At 47.5% G+C, this 20,800-nt stretch carries 17 protein-coding genes; 12 read left to right on the plus strand and 5 right to left on the minus strand.

Annotated features, from left to right (window positions below):
- Positions 1 to 16: 16 nt before the first annotated feature.
- Entirely contained in the window at positions 17 to 4,579 is a 4,563-nt protein-coding gene (locus BLS15_RS29810) for a S8 family serine peptidase (protein ID WP_090511785.1), read from the minus strand.
- A 348-nt stretch (positions 4,580 to 4,927) separates the two neighbouring features.
- Here BLS15_RS29810 and BLS15_RS12525 point away from each other — a divergent pair, with 348 nt between their 5' ends.
- Positions 4,928 to 5,686, plus strand: coding sequence for an exodeoxyribonuclease III (locus BLS15_RS12525; protein WP_090511790.1), 759 nt, complete (start codon positions 4,928 to 4,930; stop codon positions 5,684 to 5,686).
- Positions 5,687 to 5,784: 98 nt separating this feature from the next.
- Here the strand turns inward: BLS15_RS12525 and BLS15_RS12530 are convergent, their stop codons facing one another.
- Positions 5,785 to 6,555, minus strand: coding sequence for an AraC family transcriptional regulator (locus BLS15_RS12530; protein WP_254777335.1), 771 nt, complete (start codon positions 6,553 to 6,555; stop codon positions 5,785 to 5,787).
- Between the two features lie 279 nt (positions 6,556 to 6,834).
- Here BLS15_RS12530 and BLS15_RS12535 point away from each other — a divergent pair, with 279 nt between their 5' ends.
- Positions 6,835 to 7,287: an SRPBCC family protein gene (locus tag BLS15_RS12535; protein ID WP_090511799.1), complete on the plus strand. Its 453-nt coding sequence runs from the start codon at positions 6,835 to 6,837 to the stop codon at positions 7,285 to 7,287.
- Positions 7,288 to 7,337: 50 nt separating this feature from the next.
- Here BLS15_RS12535 and BLS15_RS12540 read toward each other — a convergent pair whose 3' ends face one another.
- On the minus strand, positions 7,338 to 8,108 hold the full coding sequence (locus BLS15_RS12540) for a YheC/YheD family protein (RefSeq protein ID WP_090511801.1): 771 nt from the start codon (positions 8,106 to 8,108) through the stop codon (positions 7,338 to 7,340).
- 132 nt (positions 8,109 to 8,240) lie between these two features.
- On the opposite strand from BLS15_RS12540, the gene BLS15_RS12545 reads away from it, so the two are divergent.
- Positions 8,241 to 9,215, plus strand: a complete 975-nt coding sequence (locus BLS15_RS12545; RefSeq protein ID WP_090511804.1) for a CapA family protein — start codon at positions 8,241 to 8,243, stop codon at positions 9,213 to 9,215.
- Positions 9,216 to 9,305: 90 nt separating this feature from the next.
- Here BLS15_RS12545 and BLS15_RS12550 read toward each other — a convergent pair whose 3' ends face one another.
- Positions 9,306 to 11,120, minus strand: coding sequence for a helix-turn-helix transcriptional regulator (locus BLS15_RS12550; protein WP_021252745.1), 1,815 nt, complete (start codon positions 11,118 to 11,120; stop codon positions 9,306 to 9,308).
- Between the two features lie 331 nt (positions 11,121 to 11,451).
- Between BLS15_RS12550 and BLS15_RS12555 the strand changes: the two genes are divergently transcribed.
- Positions 11,452 to 12,639 (plus strand): serine hydrolase domain-containing protein, encoded by a 1,188-nt coding sequence (locus BLS15_RS12555; protein WP_021252744.1) that lies wholly within the window; start codon positions 11,452 to 11,454, stop codon positions 12,637 to 12,639.
- A gap of 154 nt (positions 12,640 to 12,793) precedes the next feature.
- Here the strand turns inward: BLS15_RS12555 and BLS15_RS12560 are convergent, their stop codons facing one another.
- On the minus strand, positions 12,794 to 13,210 hold the full coding sequence (locus BLS15_RS12560) for an Lrp/AsnC family transcriptional regulator (RefSeq protein WP_021252743.1): 417 nt from the start codon (positions 13,208 to 13,210) through the stop codon (positions 12,794 to 12,796).
- 130 nt (positions 13,211 to 13,340) lie between these two features.
- On the opposite strand from BLS15_RS12560, the gene BLS15_RS12565 reads away from it, so the two are divergent.
- The 8 genes from BLS15_RS12565 to BLS15_RS12600 all read left to right on the plus strand — a co-directional run bounded on the left by BLS15_RS12565 (position 13,341) and on the right by BLS15_RS12600 (position 20,769).
- Complete coding sequence (locus BLS15_RS12565) at positions 13,341 to 14,099, plus strand: MBL fold metallo-hydrolase (protein ID WP_021252742.1); 759 nt, start codon at positions 13,341 to 13,343, stop codon at positions 14,097 to 14,099.
- 183 nt (positions 14,100 to 14,282) lie between these two features.
- A complete protein-coding gene (locus BLS15_RS12570; RefSeq protein WP_028533500.1) occupies positions 14,283 to 15,023 on the plus strand; it encodes a response regulator transcription factor in 741 nt (246 codons plus the stop codon).
- Positions 15,016 to 16,092 carry a sensor histidine kinase gene (locus BLS15_RS12575; protein WP_028533501.1) on the plus strand — a complete coding sequence of 359 codons (1,077 nt, stop codon included), beginning with the start codon at positions 15,016 to 15,018 and terminating at the stop codon, positions 16,090 to 16,092. The genes BLS15_RS12570 and BLS15_RS12575 overlap by 8 nt, the downstream gene beginning before the upstream one ends.
- 209 nt (positions 16,093 to 16,301) lie before the next feature.
- Positions 16,302 to 17,672, plus strand: coding sequence for an FtsX-like permease family protein (locus tag BLS15_RS12580; protein ID WP_021252739.1), 1,371 nt, complete (start codon positions 16,302 to 16,304; stop codon positions 17,670 to 17,672).
- Positions 17,669 to 19,192: a serine hydrolase domain-containing protein gene (locus BLS15_RS12585; protein WP_021252738.1), complete on the plus strand. Its 1,524-nt coding sequence runs from the start codon at positions 17,669 to 17,671 to the stop codon at positions 19,190 to 19,192. Before BLS15_RS12580 ends, BLS15_RS12585 begins: the two co-directional genes overlap by 4 nt.
- Before the next feature lie 151 nt (positions 19,193 to 19,343).
- Positions 19,344 to 19,580 carry a DUF6953 family protein gene (locus BLS15_RS12590; protein ID WP_021252737.1) on the plus strand — a complete coding sequence of 79 codons (237 nt, stop codon included), beginning with the start codon at positions 19,344 to 19,346 and terminating at the stop codon, positions 19,578 to 19,580.
- 127 nt (positions 19,581 to 19,707) lie between these two features.
- Complete coding sequence (gene rnhA / locus BLS15_RS12595) at positions 19,708 to 20,355, plus strand: ribonuclease H (RefSeq protein WP_028533502.1); 648 nt, start codon at positions 19,708 to 19,710, stop codon at positions 20,353 to 20,355.
- Between the two features lie 201 nt (positions 20,356 to 20,556).
- Positions 20,557 to 20,769, plus strand: a complete 213-nt coding sequence (locus BLS15_RS12600) for a cold-shock protein (RefSeq protein ID WP_021252735.1) — start codon at positions 20,557 to 20,559, stop codon at positions 20,767 to 20,769.
- The last annotated feature ends 31 nt before the right edge of the window (positions 20,770 to 20,800 follow it).

A 20,800-nucleotide genomic window follows, 5' to 3' on the forward strand; every position in this document is an offset into this window, starting at 1 on the left:
GTTTGGGGCGCTAAGCTTACTGCTGATTCAGTACACGATACAAAATGATAGCTGCTTGTGCACGAGTGGAAGTTCCAGTCGGATTGAACGTATTGTCATCAGAACCTTTGATGAGCCCTTTGCTGACTGCATATGCAACGGCAGCCTTCGCATCTTGTGAAATACGAGACTCATCCTTGAACCCAAGTGATGCATTCGCTTGGGAGAGATCGGCCTGCAGTGCTTGCGCTAGCAAGACGACCAGCTTCTCGCGTGTGATTGGATTCCGTGCCCCAGGCTCAGCAATTCGCTGCTCCCATGTCTTGCCGCTGTTCGTCAAGCGATCAAGCAAGGAGACGAATTCAGCCTGAGTAATGACATCGTTCGGTTTGAACGTGTCTAAGCTGTCTTTACCATGCAGCAGATCATGGGCGGCGATTACTTCGATTTCATCCTTCGCCCAATGTGCAGCAATATCGCTAAATGGTCTTACATGCTCTGCGATGGTGTAGGTACCGTATTGAGTTGCTTCGAACGTGACCGATTTTTTGTCGGCCGCTTGTGTTCCTGCCAATGTGTATTTCCAAGAGTTAACCGTATCTTGCGCGAGTGCATAGACACCTGCCCTGCGAATATCCTTCGCGGCATCTGTCAGCTTGAGTGTAATTCCAAGCGTCACACTCTTCGCATCTTTAGGGCCGCGGATGGTGAGCTTTGGAGAGGTGTAGGTAGCTTCGCCGCGCTCTTTCGCGAACCCTTTATCCTTGTGGTCAGACAGGGAAAGCACAAGCTCAAGTCCGTTTGAGCCGATAAGATCAGCTGCCGATTTATTCGGGATGACAATGTCAAAATCTGTTCCAGATAGAAGCAAGTCCTTGCCTGATTCCTGTAGCTGCTTCGCAGTCGACTTGTCCAGCGTGAACGCAACTTCACCGTATCCCTTCATATTAACATCGCTAATATCGAGTCGAACTTGCTTGGCGTCTTTGTCCTGCAGCAGCTTTTTCACGGCATCTGCATTTATCGCGAACACCGCGTTTGCAACTCCATCCTTCTTCGTCTCCGTCAGTAATCCCGCCTTCAGTTGCTTGCCTGATGGAACCTGAACAGGCGCAGTTGAAGATGCAGAACCCCCTGATAAAGAAGATGAAACTGGCGGCGTTGGCCCTGGAGTCGGAGCTGGCCCTGGACTTGGATCTGGTCCTGGATCCGGCCCAGGCCCTGGATTCGGCTCGGATGGATTGGCGATTTCTATCTTAGAAGATAAGACCTTGTCTATTGGAATTAATTCGTTGTTCTCATTATACAGCTGCACATTTTCAAGGTTAAACTCATAAGTTCCTTCTTGATTGCCAGAGAAGACGAGCGTTGCAATATCGCCCTCTTTCTCAGACGCCCCCCCACTTAGGCTGACGCTGTAATTCAATCTGATCTTGCCTCCAGGTTCTTCAACTCTATCCTCTTTAATGATCAGAGGCGTACCTGGATAGTGCTTATCTTGATAAGTAGCCATCGTAACGCTTGGTTCCACACCCAACAACGTTACCTGGCTGTCATAAGTAAGACTGAATGAAGCAGAGTATACAGCTTCTGTAACGGAATAATTGATCTTGACGTCAAATGGATTTCTAGTCGGCACTTTAGAGCTGCTGCTTCCCGCATAGACGATATCTTTATTGTCGAACACGATACGCTCAGCAATATACCCAAAACCATTTTTTGCAGCGTCATATATCATTAGAATGAATTCATTGCTGCCTGGATTCAACGGAACCTCAATTGCAAATGTTCCGTCACTGTTCATCTTGCCGATATGCTGCTTGTCCAATTGATCAAATGCAACTGTGGTAATATATTCATTAATCTTGTCAGGGAATAAATCTTTGAATAAGTCCTTCGTAATTTCCCCTCGGATAAATCCCGTGCCTGGATTCTCTTGGTTCCTGATAAGAGGGGGATCATCCAGAGTAAATTCCGGTGCTTCGCGATCAATAACGAAAAATGATTTCTGGTCTTCAAGCTTCTTATCGTTGATAGATGGAGTGAACTCGTACCGCCCATCCGGCAAGGAGACAGCTTTCCCGCCTTTCCATACCGTTCCATTCCAATTCCGATATCCATAGACACCCGGCTTGTGAAGTTTGCCTTGGCTGTCATAAAAATCGCCCATGTATGTTCCATATACCGCGTCTGTTACTGAAATCTTGAAATCAGCCAGTTCTGTTGTTACATCGAAATAAGCATCTGCTGTCTGAGCAGGAGAAAATTTGCCGCCTGGTGAGAAGTACATAGGATCCGCAGTAAGGTTTGTAATTGGTGCAATTCCATAGTTATCCCCAACAAACAGGCTGACAGGAAGGTGCAGCTGGTGATGGGTTGTTTGCTCAGTTAAGATGATGCTGCCTTCATAGCTGCCGGTAGTATTTTCTGGAACCGTTACCTTAATCCCTAGGCTTCCTGAACCATTTGCAGGTACAGTTACCGTATTCGAGGTGAACTGCAGGTTGATACCTTTGCTTGTTCCGCTCCAGGAGCTGCTGATTGTATAGGTTTGATTCGTATTTGCAATATCCTTAACGACAATTTCTTTGGAGTGGGTGCCTTCTGGAACCAATCCAAAAGATACACTCCCTGTCTCATACGGGATACTTTGGCCATCGCTTGTTGCATTGGTTGTTGCTTCAACGAGAGCAATGGCTGTAGCTTGAATAACTTGATTGAGATCCACTCGTCCAGCGCCCTGTTCGGTTACGGAGTATAATTTATGATCGCGGTCTTCTATGGTTTTAGCGTTATTCATCAAGAGAGCTTTCAGTTCGTCTGTTTCTATCTTGTGATGATACTTCTCCAGCAGCAGGGCAGCGGCGCCAGCGATGTGTGGGGCGGCCATACTTGTACCATTATTAGCTTCGTAGCCTTTCGACGCATAGTCTCCATCCCACGCTGGTACGGAAGAACGTATCGCAACACCTGGAGCAGTGATGTCTGGTTTAATCATATAGTCCGGAAGAAGAGGCCCGCGGGAGCTGAAGTCCGCTAATAGATCCTCCTCTGGTACGGTATCAAAGGTAACCGTGGCTATCCCTTTATCAATGTTTCTCTTTAGTGCTTGACCCGCAGCTTGTGAGAGGGTGTAGGTAGGAACGTATTGATCTGGTAATTCAAGAGTTGCTCCCAGCTCCCCAGGTTCGTTGTTGAAAATGATAAGCGCTGCAGCTCCAGCCTTGGCTGCATTTATTGCTTTGTCCCGGAAACTAATATCGCCGCGCGAGACGAGCACAAGCTTGCCGGATGCTTTGATATATTTGTAGTCCTCAGGCTTGCCGAGGTTGGCATATACCGCCTCGAATGATGTGTTCTTATTAGTGATTTCTGGTGCATGCGTAGACAGTTTGGCGTACAGCAATTGTTGAATGCCTGGAGCCTGGAAGAAAGGTGTAATCATTGGAGGTGTAGAAGCTCCTACGGATATTGGAAGGTGAGCTCCGCCAGGCGAGCCAAGCGTTCCAGAATTAGGACCTTCGTTGCCTGCTGCCATTACAACGGTTACACCAGCGCGTACTGCATTGTTGACGGCCACTGAATCAGCCGTATAAGCGTTGTTGAATGTTCCGCCTAGCGACAGGTTGATGACGTCCATCTTATCTTTAATTGCTTTATCAATACCAGCAATAATATTCTCTGTATATCCACTGCCGTAAGGTCCCAGTACCCGGTATGCATATAAGTCAGCGCCAGGAGCGATGCCTCTGACCCATCCAGTCTTTCCGTTCGGATTGTTAGGGTCGCCACGGCCCACAATCGTGCCGGCTACATGAGTTCCATGTGATGTATGGTATGGTTTTCCGTTTCTAGGCAGCTTCGAAAGATCAGGGCGGGTTTCCATCGGATCACTGTCGTTATCAACGAAGTCCCAACCACCCTTAAAGGCATCCTTTAAGCTAGGATGGTTATAATCGACACCTGTGTCTAACACTCCAACCTTAATGCCAGCACCCGTGACGCCGATGTCCCATAATACATTCGTACCAATATAGGGAGCGCTTACATCCATGAGTGGCTTGAATACACTCCCGTCGTCAACAGGTATATTATATTCCAAGTTTGGATAGATGGCTTTCACGTTAGGAAGCTTCGCTAAGCGATCCACTTCATTAGCTGGAATGCTCACGGAATATCCATTGAGTGCGGCCGTATATTCACGGCGGATTACCGCTTTCGAGCTTATCCGGGCTTGCAATTTAAAGGTGTTTTGCTCGAGTTTAATTTTCTGTTCTTGATCGGCAACAGATGGAGCAGAGCTTTGCCCTTGCTCCGCTTGGGACAAGGCTACGGGCTCTGTGTTTAATTCGACGATGACAGTTATCGGCTTATTGCTGTCGGACTGAGGAACAAAGTTGTTGCCTGTTTTGGTTGGTGATTCGGGTTGACCAGGAAGTTGGAGCTGTGGAGACAGGTTGGAATTGACCTTTGGTGTAACCTGTTCTTTCGAAGTAATCTCTTGCGCATAAGTGTGTGATGGGGCCGGGAATAGCATGGCGGCTACCATGGCGATGCTAAGGATTCCCGCTAATTTTCGACGTATCGTATGTAATTTCAAGCTGCAACCTCCCTTTTGAAATGGTTAGTGCTGTGCCTGCGCTCTATCAATGATGCAAACGATCTGAATTCAGACCCCCTTATAAAAGTAATATGACCCATATGTTTCCACTAAGGTTAGTGACTATTTTACCTCACGATTCATAGTTTAAAAATGGGTATTTTGGCCTATTAAAAGAGGTTCAATATAGAAAAATAGTATTATAGAATTTGTTATTGGGCAGAGGATTGTGGTAATTTATCCCAATATACTCTTACTTGATTGGTCTACGGGCCGTACTAGATTATGGTACACTACATAGTATAGTACCATCTAAACTATTGATAGCTAAGCAAGGAGATATAGAAGATGAAGCTTATATCCTGGAACGTGAACGGGTTGCGCGCTTGCGTGAATAAAGGTTTTATGGACTACTTTCAAGAGATGGACGCAGATATTTTCTGTGTCCAAGAGACGAAACTGCAGGAAGGGCAGATTGAGCTTGATCTTGGGGAGGAATATTCGCAGTATTGGAATTATGCGCTCAAGAAGGGATATTCCGGCACAGCTGTATTTACGAAGAAGAAGCCTCTGACGGTTCGCTATGGCATCGAGGAGAATGAGGAGCCGGAAGGCCGCATCATTACACTTGAATTCGAATCTTTCTTCTTAGTCAATGTGTACACGCCGAACTCGAAGCGTGATCTCTCCCGTCTGGAAGAACGACTAGAGTGGGAAGAGCGATTCCGCGGCTATTTGCAGCAGCTGGATGCGTGCAAGCCGGTCATCGTATGTGGCGACTTGAACGTTGCTCATCAAGAGATCGATTTGAAGAATCCGAAGTCAAACCAGGGCAATTCCGGATTCACAGCAGAAGAGCGGGAGAAGATGACCATCTTACAAAACGCAGGCTTCACAGATACGTTCCGGCATTTCTATCCGGATCGGACGGACGCGTACAGCTGGTGGTCGTACATGCCGAAGGTGCGTGAACGGAATATCGGGTGGCGCATTGATTACTTCCTCGTATCTTCGAGATTGAACGATTTCTTGGTAGATGCTCGTATTGACTCGGATATCTTGGGCAGTGATCATTGCCCGGTTCATTTGATAGTAGAGGATATGTAGCTGGATAACAAAAGCTAGGAGCAGGAATGAAATCATTGGAATCATAAATCAATAACAGAAGGCCGGAGACCCATACAGAGAGGGGATCCGGCCTTTTCCTATGTTGCGTGGAGAACACGCTTCGTATATTCCTCTGGGGTAGCGCCGATGATACCCTTGAAATCCTTGATAAAGTGGGATTGATCATAGTAGCCAAGATCTATGGATAGTCTCGTCAAATCTTGATAAGAACCGTAGTCGATTGTTTCTGCGGCATCGTGCAATCGATACAGTCGAATGACCCATTTAGGCGTCACACCCACATATTGCTGGAACAGTCTTTGCAGCTTGCGCTTATTCACCTCAAATTGTTCACATACATGATCGACCTTCGTAATATGGCGATCGCCCTGAATACGGTCAATGATGCGATTGAGATAAGCCACGTTATTGTCTCTAGCGGGAAGATGCGCTAGGAAGAAGGCTTCTGCTGCCGCGACCATATGTTCATCCTCGTCCTCGGATAGGACAGCCTGTTCAAGTAGACGCGGATCAGCTTGGAACACATCTTCAAGACGCATTGAACGGCCCGTAATCTGGGAGATGGGCAGGCCCGCGAACGGATAAAATCCTCCTGGCCTGAATTTGATGCCTAATACCTTTCCCTTGCCCTCCAGACGATGAGAATAGCGGTTCTGCGCAACTCCATAGATAGCCGTGTGACCATGCTCAATGACCATATTAACGCATGGGTTTGGAACAATCCCTTGTTCGTATGGAGGCTGATCGGTTAGATCCCAGCGAATGATCCAGAAGTGCTTAATAACATCACGCAATGGGTCAGAGGGCACATGGCGCGCAAGCGTGAATTTCTGTTCGCCTTGTTTCATGTTCAAAATGCCCATGCTAGGCTTATGGATTGTGGGTTGCATAAGTACGATGCGAATCACTCCCGAAATCAAGATTGAAGGACGATGGACTTGTTGATTGAGCAAGTCCCTGTTATGTGCCAACCGTTACAATGTGCCTAATTCCTGTGGACTGTCGCGTTTTTACAATACAAGCTTACGGGCAATATCTATAATCATAGTAGCAATAGATGGGAGTCACCGCAATGCTGCTTAGTACGGGAGCGAGTAGTCAGTCATTTTGTGAAGGAGTGAAGGCAAATGGAAGCATTAAAGTATGAATTTTATATTGGAGCATCGCCTGAGATCGTATGGAATTCGATCGCGTCTCCAGAAGGAACGCGTAAAATTTTCTTCGGTTGTGTACTGAAATCGACCTTCGAAACTGGAGCTCCTTATGAATATGTAGGTCCAGGCAATGAAGGCGACGAGACGGTGCATGTGTATGGACGCATTTTGGACTATGAACCGAACAAAGTGTTGAGCTATACAGAGCATCCGGGGCCCTCTTATCGTGAGAATCATGCGGAGCTGGAGACTCGAATTACCTTCACGATTGACGAGGTTGGCGGCTGTACACGGTTAACATTGGTCAATGACAACTGGACGGAAGGACATCCATCCTATGAGAGTACGAAGGGACATTGGTGGATGATACTAAGCAACATTAAGACATTGGCTGAAACGGGAAAGACATTGGATTTTGGCTGGTAGAATGGCAAAGAGAGTCGACGTTATGTCGGCTCTCTTTTGCTTTCCATAGGTTAGACGGATTCACTTTCCTGGTAGAGTTTTTCGATGCAATCCCAGCATATTTTCTCTGGCTTCATATTCACTTCGATGATCCATGGCTTTAATTGTTGATCGATGCCGATATCAATACCGAGCATCTTCACTCCGGGATGTCTGGTCTCAATCACTTCACTTGTACGCGCACTGATCCGATTCAATTGCTCTTTCACATTGCGCAGACTGACCCAATTGGTATGCGAGGATAATAACTTCTCAATCGACATGGAGCTTCCGCCGCTGCGAATATTTGTCACAATTTTGTTAGGCTGGGCAACACGGCCGAGAATACCTTCGTTCTTCCAACTATCGTCTTCCTGCTTCCTGACCATAATGCGCAGATCGAAGGGGCGATCTTCCCATTTCATCAAATCAATTCCCTGCTGCACAATATATTTTTTGCTTGTCTTCTTCGCCAGAATGAAGGGATACAATTGTTCTTCCGAATGGAAAGTATGCTGCTTCGTTCCGTGATGGACATGGAACTGTTCTGATCCAGAGGAATCCATTGACTTGCTTACCTTCATGACCCCTTCACCGAAGGCGCCTTGATTCGGCTTCACATAGATTGTTGGATACAGCGATAGCATGAATGATAAAGAGTCCTTATCCATCCTCAATGTCTCTGGCAAATGCCCGCGCAGCTCATGATCCTTCATCAATGCGAGATGATGTTCCCACTTCGGTCCCTTTGGCTCGACTAGAGAATGTGTTTTAGCTGCTGTCTTTCTCGCCTTTCTCTTCATGGAGTCTGATCCTCCTCCTGTAGGTGTTTACCCTATCCTATTCGTCTGACTGGGACCTTGCCCGTATTGTTCGCGTTTTTTTACACATTGTTGGGTAGCTGAATAAACTATGGGCAGGAAGGAGTGAGCGACTTGACGGTAATCAAGATTGCCGCGGTAGGAGATATATTGATGAAGAGTGAAATCATTGGCTCGGCGAAGCAGCCTGACGGCTATCGATTTGAACCGATTTTCGAACAAGTAGCTCCTTATATACAGGAGCATGATTTTGCGATTGGCAATTTAGAGACGACATTCTCGGGTGCAACCTGGCATGATGACGGCATCTTGAAACAGAAGGGGAGCAATCGTTGGAAGGAGCAAAGGCATCCTGTCACACGGTATCCGATCTTTAGCTGTCCAGATGAATTGGCACCTGCACTGAAGCGATCAGGATTTGATTTCTTCTCGACTGCGAACAATCATTGCATGGATGGGGGAGGGAAGGGATTAGTCCGAACACTTGATGTTCTTGATCGTTATGAATTGAAGCACACGGGTACCTATCGTTCGAGGAGAGATGCGCACACATCCATGATCATACCTGTAAAGGGAATCAAGCTAGGCATTGCCGCGTATACGCTGGGTACAAATTCAATCCCTGTCTCGAAAGCGTGGCAGGTCAATCGCCTGAATCCGAGCAGGATGCTTGCTGATGTTAAGGCGTTGAGAGAGCAGGCAGATCTGGTCATTGCCTGTTTGCATTTCGGACAGGAATATCGAACAACGCCGACGGCAAGGCAGCGCAGGCTTATGCAATTGCTGTTCCAACACGGTGTAAATGCGGTGCTGGGTGCTCACCCACATGTCCTTCATCCCGTCATCTCCAAGAAAATGAAGGATAGGTACGGTCGCACTCGGCTCCGGGTGGCGGCTTCTTCGCTAGGAAATTTCCTGACAACGAGATTGAAGAAGAACCCGAAGACGCTGCAAGGGATGATCCTATCGTTAACGATTGAGAAGAACAAACAAGGGATTACGGATATTACTAAGATCGATCAGAGGCTGACAACCGTGCAACGAGTAGAAGATCAGGGACGAACCGTGTTCTCGATCATCCCCGATTAATGGACTGACCCCTAAAGGGTGTGCAGTTGAGGTCGAACAGTAAAATAAGAAGGGGCAATTATTGCTCCTTCATTCGTGTTACTGGGGTCATTAGCAAAGATTCTCCTGTTTTCCTTTTAATACAGCCTCTTCCCGATTGCCTACATTCAGCTTGGAATAGAGGATGGAACAATAGTTTCGTACAGTGCCTTCGCTTAAGAAGAGTTTTTTCGCGATTGACTTGTATCTAAGGCCCAATGATAGATGGTGCAATACTTGGTGTTCACGCTGTGTAAGTCTATATGGATTGTCTTGAATATGACTTGCGCTGTTTTCTATGTTGCTCGTCCTTGATTGCTTCATGCCTGCAAATACTTGCTCCGCAATGCCTTCCGCGATCCACGTCCCGCCATTGTTAATCAATTTAATGGCCTCAATCAGTTCTTTTGGATGGACGGACTTCAGCATATAGCCGTTGGCACCGTGCTTAAGGGCCGTCATCGCTTGCCCGACGTCTGGAAAAGTAGTCAGAAATGCAATCTTTAAGTCAGGCCACCGCTGCTTCATCGTTTGAAGGGCGGTAATCCCGTCCATTTTCGGCATTTTTACATCCATAAGCACAAGATCTGGACGGAAACGCTCGCACTGTTCAAGTGCTGCCCGCCCATTGGAGGCCGCCCCGACTACTTCGAATTCAGGGTGCTTGGTCAATAACACATGCAAGCTATGTAGAATCGATTCCTGATCGTCTACGATAAGAATTCGCACTGCAGCGTTCGGTGCTGGCATGATAAGAGGCGCCTTGCATATGACTACTGTACCTTCTCTAAGAACGGAATGAATAGACAGATTTCCGCCCAATGCGAGCAGGCGATCTTTCATACCCGAAAGTCCATAGCCGTATTGTACCTGCTCCATCCCTTGGCCATTGTCCTCGATATGCAGACGGAGCCATTCTTCATCGAAATATAGCGAAATATCTATGGAGGTGGCTTGTCCGTGTCGTACAGCATTCGTCAGGGCTTCTTGCAAGCATCGGTACAGGCAGTGACTGACGTGCTTCGTTACAGGACACTCTGTTCCCAACACGCGGAGTTTTACCTTGATGCCTGTCGATGTATAGAAGTCGTTGGACAGCTGATCAATCGATTCGCTTAGGGTTCCATCCTTCTGATCGGGGGATAGATCATGCAGATGCGTACGTATACCATCGAGCCCTTTGCGAGCCCGTACTATTATTTCTCCATATTGCTCGCCGTGTGATTTAGGAATGGCGGGACGCATCGATTCCAATCCCATAATGATGGATGTTAACGTGTGCCCGATTGTATCGTGAAGCTCGTGGGACAGCCTGCTCCGCTCCTCGATCAAGGTAAGCTGCTCTACTTGGGTTACATGATGCTCGAGCACGCGATTTTGCTCCTGAATGATAAGACTTTGCTTATGAGTGAGTGCCAGCAATTGAAAAGCAAAGCCTAGAAAGTAGGCTAACCCGTTGTTCGGCAGGTATCGGAGCAAAATCTCATCCATTGCTGAATTAACGGCTATGCCGAGACTAAAGGGAATACAGATCACAACCAGGGGAGCGGTCCACCATAGCGAATTGCGGCTGCTTAAGAAGCCGAATACAAAGGCAGCCATAAGAAATTGCCAAGAAGCTAAAGGCAAGTAGGCACTTATCCAAATACTGAAAACGCCGACAAGCAAGATTTCCACAAGCATGTGCCATTGTCTTCCGAAGCGCAGCAGCAATGGAAGAGGATAGACGAACAAAGCTAGCGTACAGAGCATCCACATCGCGTGAGGGAACTCTTCACGGAACGCTAGTACGATGACCGACGCGCTGAACAGCCAATAGATTCGAGTGACAAGAATCGCCCAATCGTACCACGCCCGCTGCTTCGTCCACGGTATTGCTATATTCAATGCTAGCACCTCATTTCAATAGTTCCGATAGATTCTGTAGTGTATTGATAATAACTATGACGACAGTCAAGAGGCAATTACGTCATCCATGTTACTCAGAACGGGATGATACAGCGCTTGTCACATCATGACATTTTGTCATATGAACCCCAAGTCATGCCCCTTTGCGCGAGCATATTGCCTAGTAATTTGCCATAAGTGACATTTCGTTACTACGAAATATGACATTTTTCAGATAGCTTGAGATTAATTCGCGGGCATTAAGCTTCTGAATCTACCGAGTGCATGATGTATGCCGCGATTCTACAAGAAAAGAAGAGGAGAGGATTCTATGTTATTTCAAAAATGTTTGTTGGCGAGTTTTTCTGTGCTGCTTGCAGGATCCATGCTGCTGAATACTTCGGCAGCTCGGGCACAGGATGTGAGGAACAATTGGGCTTCGACACAAGAAAGTCAAGTAAACCATCTACCAAATGAGAAGCATTCACTTGTCCAACAGACGATGGATGACCTTGTGAAGCGTAAGGAAGTTCCCGGTATCCTAGCACAGGTTGTAAAGGATGGACAGGTGTGGTCGTATGGGGCGGGCCAGGCAAGTATTTATAGTGATCGTAAGATGGATCCGGAATTCCATTACCGTATTGGCAGCATTACGAAAACGTTCGTCGCAACTGTAATGCTTCAATTGGCGGAGGAGAACAAATTGAGTCTGGATGATTCCGTGGAAAAGTGGCTTCCGGGCGTGGTTCAAGGGAATGGATATGATGGAAGCAACATTACGATTCGGCAGCTGCTGAATCATACGAGCGGAATTGCCAATTATACATCAGAAGACTTCATAAAGCGGATCGTAGTAGAGAAGCCTTATCAAACGTATTCCGCGGATGAATTGATTCGGCTTGGCTTGGAGCAGAAGCCGCTGTTCGAGCCCGGCAAGGGATGGAGCTACTCCAATACGAATTATGTATTGGCGGGAGTTATTATCCAAAAGGTTACGGGTAAAACGTACGGCGAAAATATCGAGGCACGCATAATTGCAAAATTGGGGTTGAAAGACACCTCTGTTGCTGGCACGAAGTCCTCTTTGCCAGATCCACATGCACGGGGATATATCACATTGGAAGGCAGAGGATACATCGACATCACGGAGCTCAATCCTTCATGGGGGAACGCAGCGGGCGACATGATTTCAACCGCTAAGGATCTGAATGCGTTTTTCAGTGCACTGCTAGGCGGAAAGGTGTTGTCAAAAGAATCGATGACACAAATGCTGGATGGTGTGGAAACCCCTATCGGTCGGTATGGTTTGGGTATTTATGAAGTAACGAAGCGCGCGGACGGAGAGTCGGTGTGGGGCCATAGCGGTGGCATTCATGGATTCGGTTCGCAAAGCGGGGGGACGCTTGACGGCAAACATGTCATGAGTGCTAACGTCAATATACTTCAGTTTGCAGGATCCCCGGCTAATCCCCATGACGAAATCTTTCGTGCCGAATTCAACGGTGCCGATAAACCGTAAATAATCATTGCCTTGTCCGACAAAGGGACAAAGAATACGGCCGTCTTAAAGACGGCTGTATTCTTTATATTACTATTAGCATTGGTGGAAGAAGGTTAGAATGTTTGACGATGTTAGACGTTAAATGATGGGCTGAAGATTTATGAGATTCTACTTAAGGGTTTTTCTTAATGACAATCGACAGTCTGTAATTCGCATATTGATTCAATTCCACGAGGAATGCATCCAGTTCCTCATTGGAGGAGAAGCGGCACTCCATCATATAGCAGCATTCGCCGCTAATTTTATAATTATGAAGAACATAGGTCTGCTGTGTCTCGACAAAGGACAAGAATGGGCGATGATCCGGCTGCTTTGTATAGATTTGAATAAATGCTTGTACGGGGTACCCAGCCTTAGCTTGATTCAATTGAATCGTATAGTGTTCAATAACGCCTTCGTCTTCCAGCTTCTGTACGCGATTCGCCGTTGCTTGACCTGTCATATGAATCTTCTGTCCCAGTTCCTTCATCGAAACTCGTCCATTGCGGGACAGTTCCTCAATAATGCGTTGATCCGTAGAATCCAGCATCGTAACAACCTCTTTCATTAATCAAGTATTTAACGTTTAACACTTGATTCTGTATATGTCTTCCTATCTTCAATCATATTATCCTATTCATAGGAAGAGCAAAAGAGGCTTGCCACAGGAGGAGTGCAGGATGAACATTACACAGATTCGCAATGCTACGATGATTATAGAGTACGGAGGCCAGAGGCTGCTGGTTGATCCATTTTTGGCCCCTAAGGGGACTTACCCAGCATTCCCAAATACACCGCATGCGGAGCTTCGCAATCCGCTTGTTGAGCTGCCGACTCCTATTGATGAGATCATTCAAGTGGATGCCGTCATTGTGACGCATCTTCATCTTGATCATTTCGACGACACGGCAAAATCGGTGTTGCCTAAGGAGATTCGCATTATTGCCCAAAACGAGCAGGATGCTCAATCGATTCGCGATGCGGGCTTCCATCATGTCGAGGCGATGAATGAACATACCTCCGTAGGAGGAGTTTGTTTGCAGCGCACAGCTGGTCGGCATGGCACTGGAGAAATTGGAGAGCGGATGGGCAGGGTATCCGGCTTCGTCTTGTCGCATCCGACAGAGAAGACCTTGTATGTCGCGGGAGATACGATCTGGTGCGATGAGGTGGACGCTGCAATTCAACAGCACAAGCCTGAAGTGATTGTAGTAAACGGTGGTGCAGCTCAATTCCTTATCGGTGACCCGATTCTCATGACTAAGGAAGATATTTATCGGACGCATCAGGCATCGCCGGAATCCATCATTATTTCATCGCATATGGAGGCGGTGAATCACTGCTTGCTGTCGAGGCAGGAGTTGCGTAGTTATGCTCAAGAGAAAGGGATTGCGGAGCAAATCCTCGTTCCGGAAGATGGCCAGGTCATAACGTTGTGAAGTATATGATGATGTTATCGTGAGAGATTGAGAAATAATAATACTACAGAAGCTGCCGAATGGTTCGGCAGCTTTTTCGATTTTCTATACGTAAAATGGCGGTGGTGGTATCATTTTTATAGTCTATTTAGGTAAAAAGGGAAATTGTAATGATTTGTACCGCTCACGGGAGGGATTACATAAATGTACCGCATCTTAATAGTAGAAGACGATGAGAAGATCGCCTCCGTCATACAAAGGAATTTAGAAAAATATCATTTTGAAGCATTGTGCGCTTCACATTTTCGAGATTTGATGTCCGAACTGACCGCTTTTGATCCTCATTTGGTACTGCTCGATATTAATTTGCCGTATTTTGACGGCTATTATTGGTGCAGGCAGATTCGTGCCCGATCCAATCTACCGATCATGTTCATTTCGGCGAGAGAAGGGGAGATGGATCAAGTAATGGCCATTGAGAATGGCGGTGATGATTATATTACAAAGCCAATCATGCTCGATTTGCTGGTTGCCAAGGTGCGCAGCGTACTGCGCAGAGTATATGGGGATTACGCCGCCGTATCGGAGCTTCCCCCACCGCCGGAACCGGACATAGTCGCGGAAGGATTAACATTAAGCCTTAGTCGCAATGAGCTTATATGGCAGCAGAGGAAAATCGAGCTGACGAAGAACGAGCAGCTATTAGCCGAAAGCCTGCTCGTACATTGTGGTACTGCCGTGACCCGAGATCAGTTGCTGGAAACGCTGTGGGACGATACTCAATTTGTTGACGACAATACATTGACGGTAAACGTGAAGAGACTGCGCAATAAGCTGGGAGAACTCGGTTTGCCGGATGCGATTCGTACGGTCAGAGGGATAGGATATAAGCTGGTGCTCGGCGAGGAAAGCGAGAGTCAGAAGGGGGAGCATGTTTATGAATAAGTCCCCCATAGTGTTTGTTCGGGATCGGCTGCTGTATCTGCTTGCGAGCGCCCTAATTATTGTGCTTGGGATCAGCCTGATGCTTCTGAAGCAGGCGCGTTATCCGGAAGCAATGGATGACGGCACAATCGTTTATTTCATCGTGCTTTCACTATTATTTCTAATCCTATGGATAGTCGTAGATTATTTTCGGCAGAAAAACTATTACAAGGAACTGATGCAAGCATGCACAGATTCCGGAGACGTGAACGTCGCTGTGCTCGTTCAGTCTCCCGTCACAAGGGAGCAGATGCTCGTTGCGGACGTGCTGGAGCGCCAATATCGTATCTATTTGAATGAGCTTGGAAACTACCACCGCCAGCAGGAGATGCATAATCATTTCGTGCTTCAATGGGTGCATCAGATGAAAACTCCGATATCGGCGGCGGACATGCTGTGCCAGGAGGCAATACAGCAGATTCCGGTATCCACGGGGGAGCAGAAGCAGTTCGCTGCCAGCATTCAGGAGGAGACAGATCGCATGTCCCGCAGCTTGGAGCTGCTGTTGTATACAGCACGACTCGATAAGTTCGAAATGGATCTCCATATACGAAGAATATCTCTGCATGATCTTGTTCGTTCGGTGGTGAACGGACATAAGCGTCTATGCATTCGCCATTCTACCTTTCCGCTGATCGAGGGTGAGGCTTGGGTGGAAACGGATGAAAAATGGATGCGAGTTGTATTGAATCAATTCGTCAGCAATGCAATCAAATACAGCAAGGGCAAGCCGGGGGTGAAGCAGCTTCGCTTCCGCATAACGAATGACGATAGCGGCAAGTGCCGCTTAAGCATAACGGATGAGGGAACCGGAATTCCGTCGCACGATCTGCCTCGCATATTCGATCCATTCTTCACGGGGGAGAATGGAAGGGCACTTGGGGAATCGACGGGAATGGGGCTGTATGTAGCCAAGGAAGTATGCGGCCGGTTAGGCCACGGATTGTCGGCGTCTTCAGAGCTTCATGCAGGGACAACGATGACGGTGACGTTTCAAGCAAGGGGCATCCATTTACTTGAACGGCGCTGATGCTGACTGATGCTCAACTAAGCTCTGCAAGGTGACAATCTTGTAAGGTTGCTTAGTACCGCAATGTCACTTAAATCGATGGGATGCGTACGGTGGCAGGGCTATACTTGCGTTGTTGTGATACATCAAGAGATTGTGCAGGGGAGGACCGGAGTGATGAGTACTATCAATCGGCGAGGAAATAAGGAAACCCTCAGGGTGAAGCGGTCATGACGATTCGAGCTCTTGCTTTGCGCAACATTCGCGGCAATTGGCGCTCATGCTGTGCTTTTTTCCTGAGCAGCACATTTTCCGTTATGGTTTTTTACATGTTTGCCGCGTTTCGATTCCATCCTGATGTGATGAACGGCCGTATACTAGGAGCTGACTCAGTGAGGCAGGGCATGATGTTTTGCCAGTATATCATCATTATATTCTCGGTACTGTTCGTGCTGTATTCTAGTTCGGCATTCATCCGGACGCGACGGCAGGAATTCGGCCTGCTTACTTTATTCGGAATGACACGATGGCAGCTGTGCAGATTGATCGTGTACGAGCATGCAAGCATTGCCGTGTCGGCCATTGGGCTGGGCATCGGCTCAGGCATCGCATTCAGTAAGCTGTTCTTCATGACGTTGGAAGTGCTGCTAGATCGGGAGGTATCGATCATATTTACCGTACCTATGGAAGCGCTAGGCTTGACCGTTGTCTGCTTTGCATTGTTGTTCGCGATTATATCTGTATGGGCTGCCTGCAAGACAGGCCATGGCGAGATCGTTGATATGCTTGAGGCTTCAAGAAAACCGGCAGAACAAGCCGACTTTTCTCATGGACTCGCAGCTCTGGCAGTCATCTGCTTAGGAACGGCTTATGGATTGGCACTTAGCATAAATATGAGGAATTTCCCGTTGTTGGCCATGCCGGTTATGATTTCAGTAACGATCGGTACGTACCTGTTCTTCACCCAGTTCAGCTTGTTAGTACTGCACTCTGTACAGAGAAGTCCAAGATTCTATTACCATCGTACCACGATGATTATCGTTGGTCAGCTGAGTTCCAGACTGAAGAGTAATGCAATGATGCTGTTTCTCGTGTCGATGCTGAGTGCGGTCATGGTGACGGCATCGGGTGCAATTTACATGATGAAGCGGGCCGTCCAGTTCGACGGCTATCGGACGCAGTACGAGAATGCGCAGGGTCTGATGGGTTTGACGATGTTCATTGGCCTGTTCATTAGCTTGTTATTTTTTATGGCGGCGGGCAGCGTGATTTATTTTAAGCTTTTTACCGAGCTTCGAGAGGATCAGGCACATTGCAAGGCACTGTCTCGGATCGGCTTGACGGAGGGTGAAATTCGAGGCATTGTTATGGCCCAAATCGGTATTCTCTTCTTTGCTCCCTGTATCGTCGGTACCATTCATGCCCTGATTGCTATGAAGGCATTGGACAATCTCCTGATGCTATCCAACTGGAGCTATTCATTTGCCGTTATCGGCATTTACCTGATCATGCATACGATTTATTTTCTAATCACCTGCCATGACTACATGAATAGCATACTGCGAGGTGCCCTTGGGCAAAGAATGGGGAGAAATTTATGAATACAGCACGAACTGGTTTCTGGGAAATGGCTGCCATTGTTGGTTGTGTGATGTTAGTCGTACTTGTAATGGCAACCTGTACACTGCCTTATGCTGCAGCGGAACAAGCGAAGGTGGAGCACACGTCTAGCACCAAAAAGATTGAGCAATTTATTGAAGAACAACGAGAGCGCAGTCAAATTCCGGGTATGTCCGTTGTTATTGTTGAAAAGGGAAAGACAATGTTTGAAAAAGGATTTGGCTATGCCGATCTAGATTCAAAGAAGCCTGTGACAGAACATACGTTGTTCGAATTAGGGTCTACGACTAAGGCTTTTACGGGACTAGCCATTTTGCAGCTTGAAAAGGCAGGATTGATTAACCGGACGGATGATGTAAGAAAATACCTGCCGTGGTTCACCATGAACAATGAAGGAAAGTCGGCCGCGATTACGATTGGTCAGCTGCTGTATCACACAAGCGGAATATCGGCCCGGACGATAGCCTTAATCCCCGAAGACGATACGGATCGTGCATTGGAGAAAACGGTGCGGATGCTGCTGGGACAACAATTGGATCGTAAGCCGGGCAGCTCACATGAGTATGCGACGATTAACTATGATGTGCTGGGACTAGTTATCGAGCAGGTAACGAAGCAGTCTTATGAAGCGTATATAAAGCAGCATGTGCTTGAGCCACTTGGCATGACAGATTCATTCGTCGGCATCCAGTCAGTTCTGCCTAGCGAGATGGCGACCGGATACCGAGTGGGTTTTCTGAAGCCAAGAGAATATCACCCGCCAATTTATCGTGGCAATAACCCAGCCGGATATCTAGTAAGCAACAGTATTGATATTGCGAAATGGATGAACGCACAGCTCGGATATGGGTTGAATGAGCAGGTAAGCAAGGCATTAGTGCAAGAATCGCATATGCCCGACAAATCCGTAGCACCGATCGATGATACCTACTATGCAAGCGGATGGAGTATCGGGGAGGATCAGAATCTTATTATGCATGCGGGCGCAAACCCTTCCTTCTCCTCTTACATCATTTTGCAGCAGGATCGGCAGCTTGGCGTTGCTGTCATTGCCAATGTGATGAGCGATGCTACGGCTGCTATTGGCCAAAGCGTGCTAACGCTGTGGAAGGGAGATAACCTCAGCAATCCGGTGCCGAATGATCGGATGCAGGCCCTGGATCAAGCAGCAACAATTGCAGCTGGGATTACAGGAGGACTTGCCCTACTGGGATGGCTGGCAGGTGGAAGGCTTGTCTGGAGTATCGCGAGACGGAAGCGTGTTTTGGTTTCGCTTGGTGTTATGCGAGTAATTGGATTTGTAGCCTTGCTGCTTGTGTGTGCAGGCGGGATTTGCCTGGTGCTTGCGCTTCCGAAGTTATTCCTTGAGGGCATGCCATGGTCATTTATCGCCGTATGGTCTCCGCCGACAATTGTCTTTGTTGCATGCTGCTTGGCAGCGATGTTTGCAGGATGGTTTATCTACGGTGCCTTGAAAATCGTTACGAAGAAAACTGGATAACGGATTACGGATAAAGAGTGGGGAAAGCTGTCGGATACCGACGGCTTTTTTATTAGGGAAAATTTGTGGAGCACATTAGGAATATGATGCGGGCTCATTTATAATGAGAACAGGCATGCAAGTATCGATACGAATTAGGAGTGGAATGTTGGTGGAATACACAGCTCAGCAAGTAGCGGAATGGATGATCGATGAAATTAGAACGAAGGGTGTCGCTTATCAGAGCGATGTCATTGAATATGTGAAGGCGCACTTCGGGGAGCATTTCGTATATGTGAATGAGAATGGGAATGCTTCGCTCGACAAGGAAGTGAAGAAGGCGTTCCGTAAGCTGCATCGCGGCAAAGTCGCATGGGACAGAGATGGATTCTGCTGGGGATGGACGTAAGCTTGGAGTAAAGAGATGGAGCAACTAACGCTGGATAACGAGGAACAACATGTTCCTCTGTATTTCTGGTGGAGTGGCAGCTGTCGCTGTCAATAGAGAAGCAGAAGGTGAAGGAGCGGTACGAGTTATGGCGCAGCAGAAATACTATGTGGTATGGGAAGGAAGTAAGCCAGGAGTCTATACGAGCTGGCCGGAATGCCAAGCGCAGGTGAGCAATTACAAGGACGCGAAGTATAAGTCCTATACCTCCCAGAGCGAAGCGGAGAAGGCCTATCGGGAAGGCTGGAAGAAGCATTGGGGTCAAGGCGCTGCGAAGAAGGGGGCTTCTGGGAAGTCCGCTGGGGCTGCTGCTTCCGTATCCAAATCAGAGATTGACTATAACAGCATTTCCGTAGATGTAGGGACGAGAGGGAATCCAGGGCCGATCGAGTATCAGGGAGTAGATACGAAGACAGGAGAAGTGATCTTTGCAAATGGGCCTATTCCCAATGGAACGAACAACCTAGGCGAGTTCCTTGCCATCGTGCATTCTTTGGCTTATCTCAAGCAGCAAGGCAGCAATAAGACGATATACAGTGATTCGCGAACCGCGATGAAGTGGGTACGCGAGAAGAAAGTGGCGACAACGCTTGTTCGCAATGAATCGACGCGGGAAGTGTGGAATTTAGTAGACCGGGCGCTTCATTGGCTGCAGACGAATACCTACAGCAATAAAATTCTGAAGTGGGAAACCGAGCATTGGGGCGAGATAAAGGCCGATTACGGGAGGAAATAGCCACTTCTCAACAGAGCTTTTGTACAGGTTGATTCAGAATTGGAACGGAGATCCACTTTTTACACAGATTAATCTGGAAGTATGGTATAATGGAACCATACTGATTCGGCTGTAGTCGCAATATCGTGCCCCGAACGTGACGTTTGGGGCTTTTATATTTACAGTCGGCGTATCAACATATCATGTGAGGAGAGATGGGGTTTGTACAGCTCGCGGAAGAAATCACAAGAGGATGTGCCGATGGAAATAACATCGGTGTGGATATGTTCGAGTGAAGATTGCAATGGATGGATGCGAGATAATTTCACTTTTTCAAATGAACCGACATGCCCGCAATGCAAGTCTGCTATGGTCAAGGGTGAGAAGAAGATAGCCGTTCTTGCCAACACGAGTCCAGTTCAATCCTCCAAGTAAGGGTTGACGGGGTTACTTGTGCATCAAGTTT

Source organism: Paenibacillus sp. cl6col, from assembly GCF_900102125.1.
In the GTDB taxonomy this organism is placed as follows: domain Bacteria; phylum Bacillota; class Bacilli; order Paenibacillales; family Paenibacillaceae; genus Paenibacillus_B; species Paenibacillus_B suaedae.

Excerpts from the sequence above, each read along its gene's own strand:
- BLS15_RS12540 (WP_090511801.1), bottom strand. The coding sequence starts at position 8,108 with ATGAAGAGAAAGGCGAGAAAGACAGCAGCTAAAACACATTCTCTAGTC.
- BLS15_RS12530 (WP_254777335.1), bottom strand. The coding sequence starts at position 6,555 with ATGAAACAAGGCGAACAGAAATTCACGCTTGCGCGCCATGTGCCCTCT.
- rnhA (WP_028533502.1), top strand. The coding sequence starts at position 19,708 with ATGGCGCAGCAGAAATACTATGTGGTATGGGAAGGAAGTAAGCCAGGA.
- BLS15_RS12570 (WP_028533500.1), top strand. The coding sequence starts at position 14,283 with ATGTACCGCATCTTAATAGTAGAAGACGATGAGAAGATCGCCTCCGTC.
- BLS15_RS12565 (WP_021252742.1), top strand. The coding sequence starts at position 13,341 with ATGAACATTACACAGATTCGCAATGCTACGATGATTATAGAGTACGGA.
- BLS15_RS12535 (WP_090511799.1), top strand. The coding sequence starts at position 6,835 with ATGGAAGCATTAAAGTATGAATTTTATATTGGAGCATCGCCTGAGATC.
- BLS15_RS12575 (WP_028533501.1), top strand. The coding sequence starts at position 15,016 with ATGAATAAGTCCCCCATAGTGTTTGTTCGGGATCGGCTGCTGTATCTG.
- BLS15_RS12525 (WP_090511790.1), top strand. The coding sequence starts at position 4,928 with ATGAAGCTTATATCCTGGAACGTGAACGGGTTGCGCGCTTGCGTGAAT.
- BLS15_RS12580 (WP_021252739.1), top strand. The coding sequence starts at position 16,302 with ATGACGATTCGAGCTCTTGCTTTGCGCAACATTCGCGGCAATTGGCGC.
- BLS15_RS12585 (WP_021252738.1), top strand. The coding sequence starts at position 17,669 with ATGAATACAGCACGAACTGGTTTCTGGGAAATGGCTGCCATTGTTGGT.
- BLS15_RS12560 (WP_021252743.1), bottom strand. The coding sequence starts at position 13,210 with ATGCTGGATTCTACGGATCAACGCATTATTGAGGAACTGTCCCGCAAT.
- BLS15_RS12555 (WP_021252744.1), top strand. The coding sequence starts at position 11,452 with ATGTTATTTCAAAAATGTTTGTTGGCGAGTTTTTCTGTGCTGCTTGCA.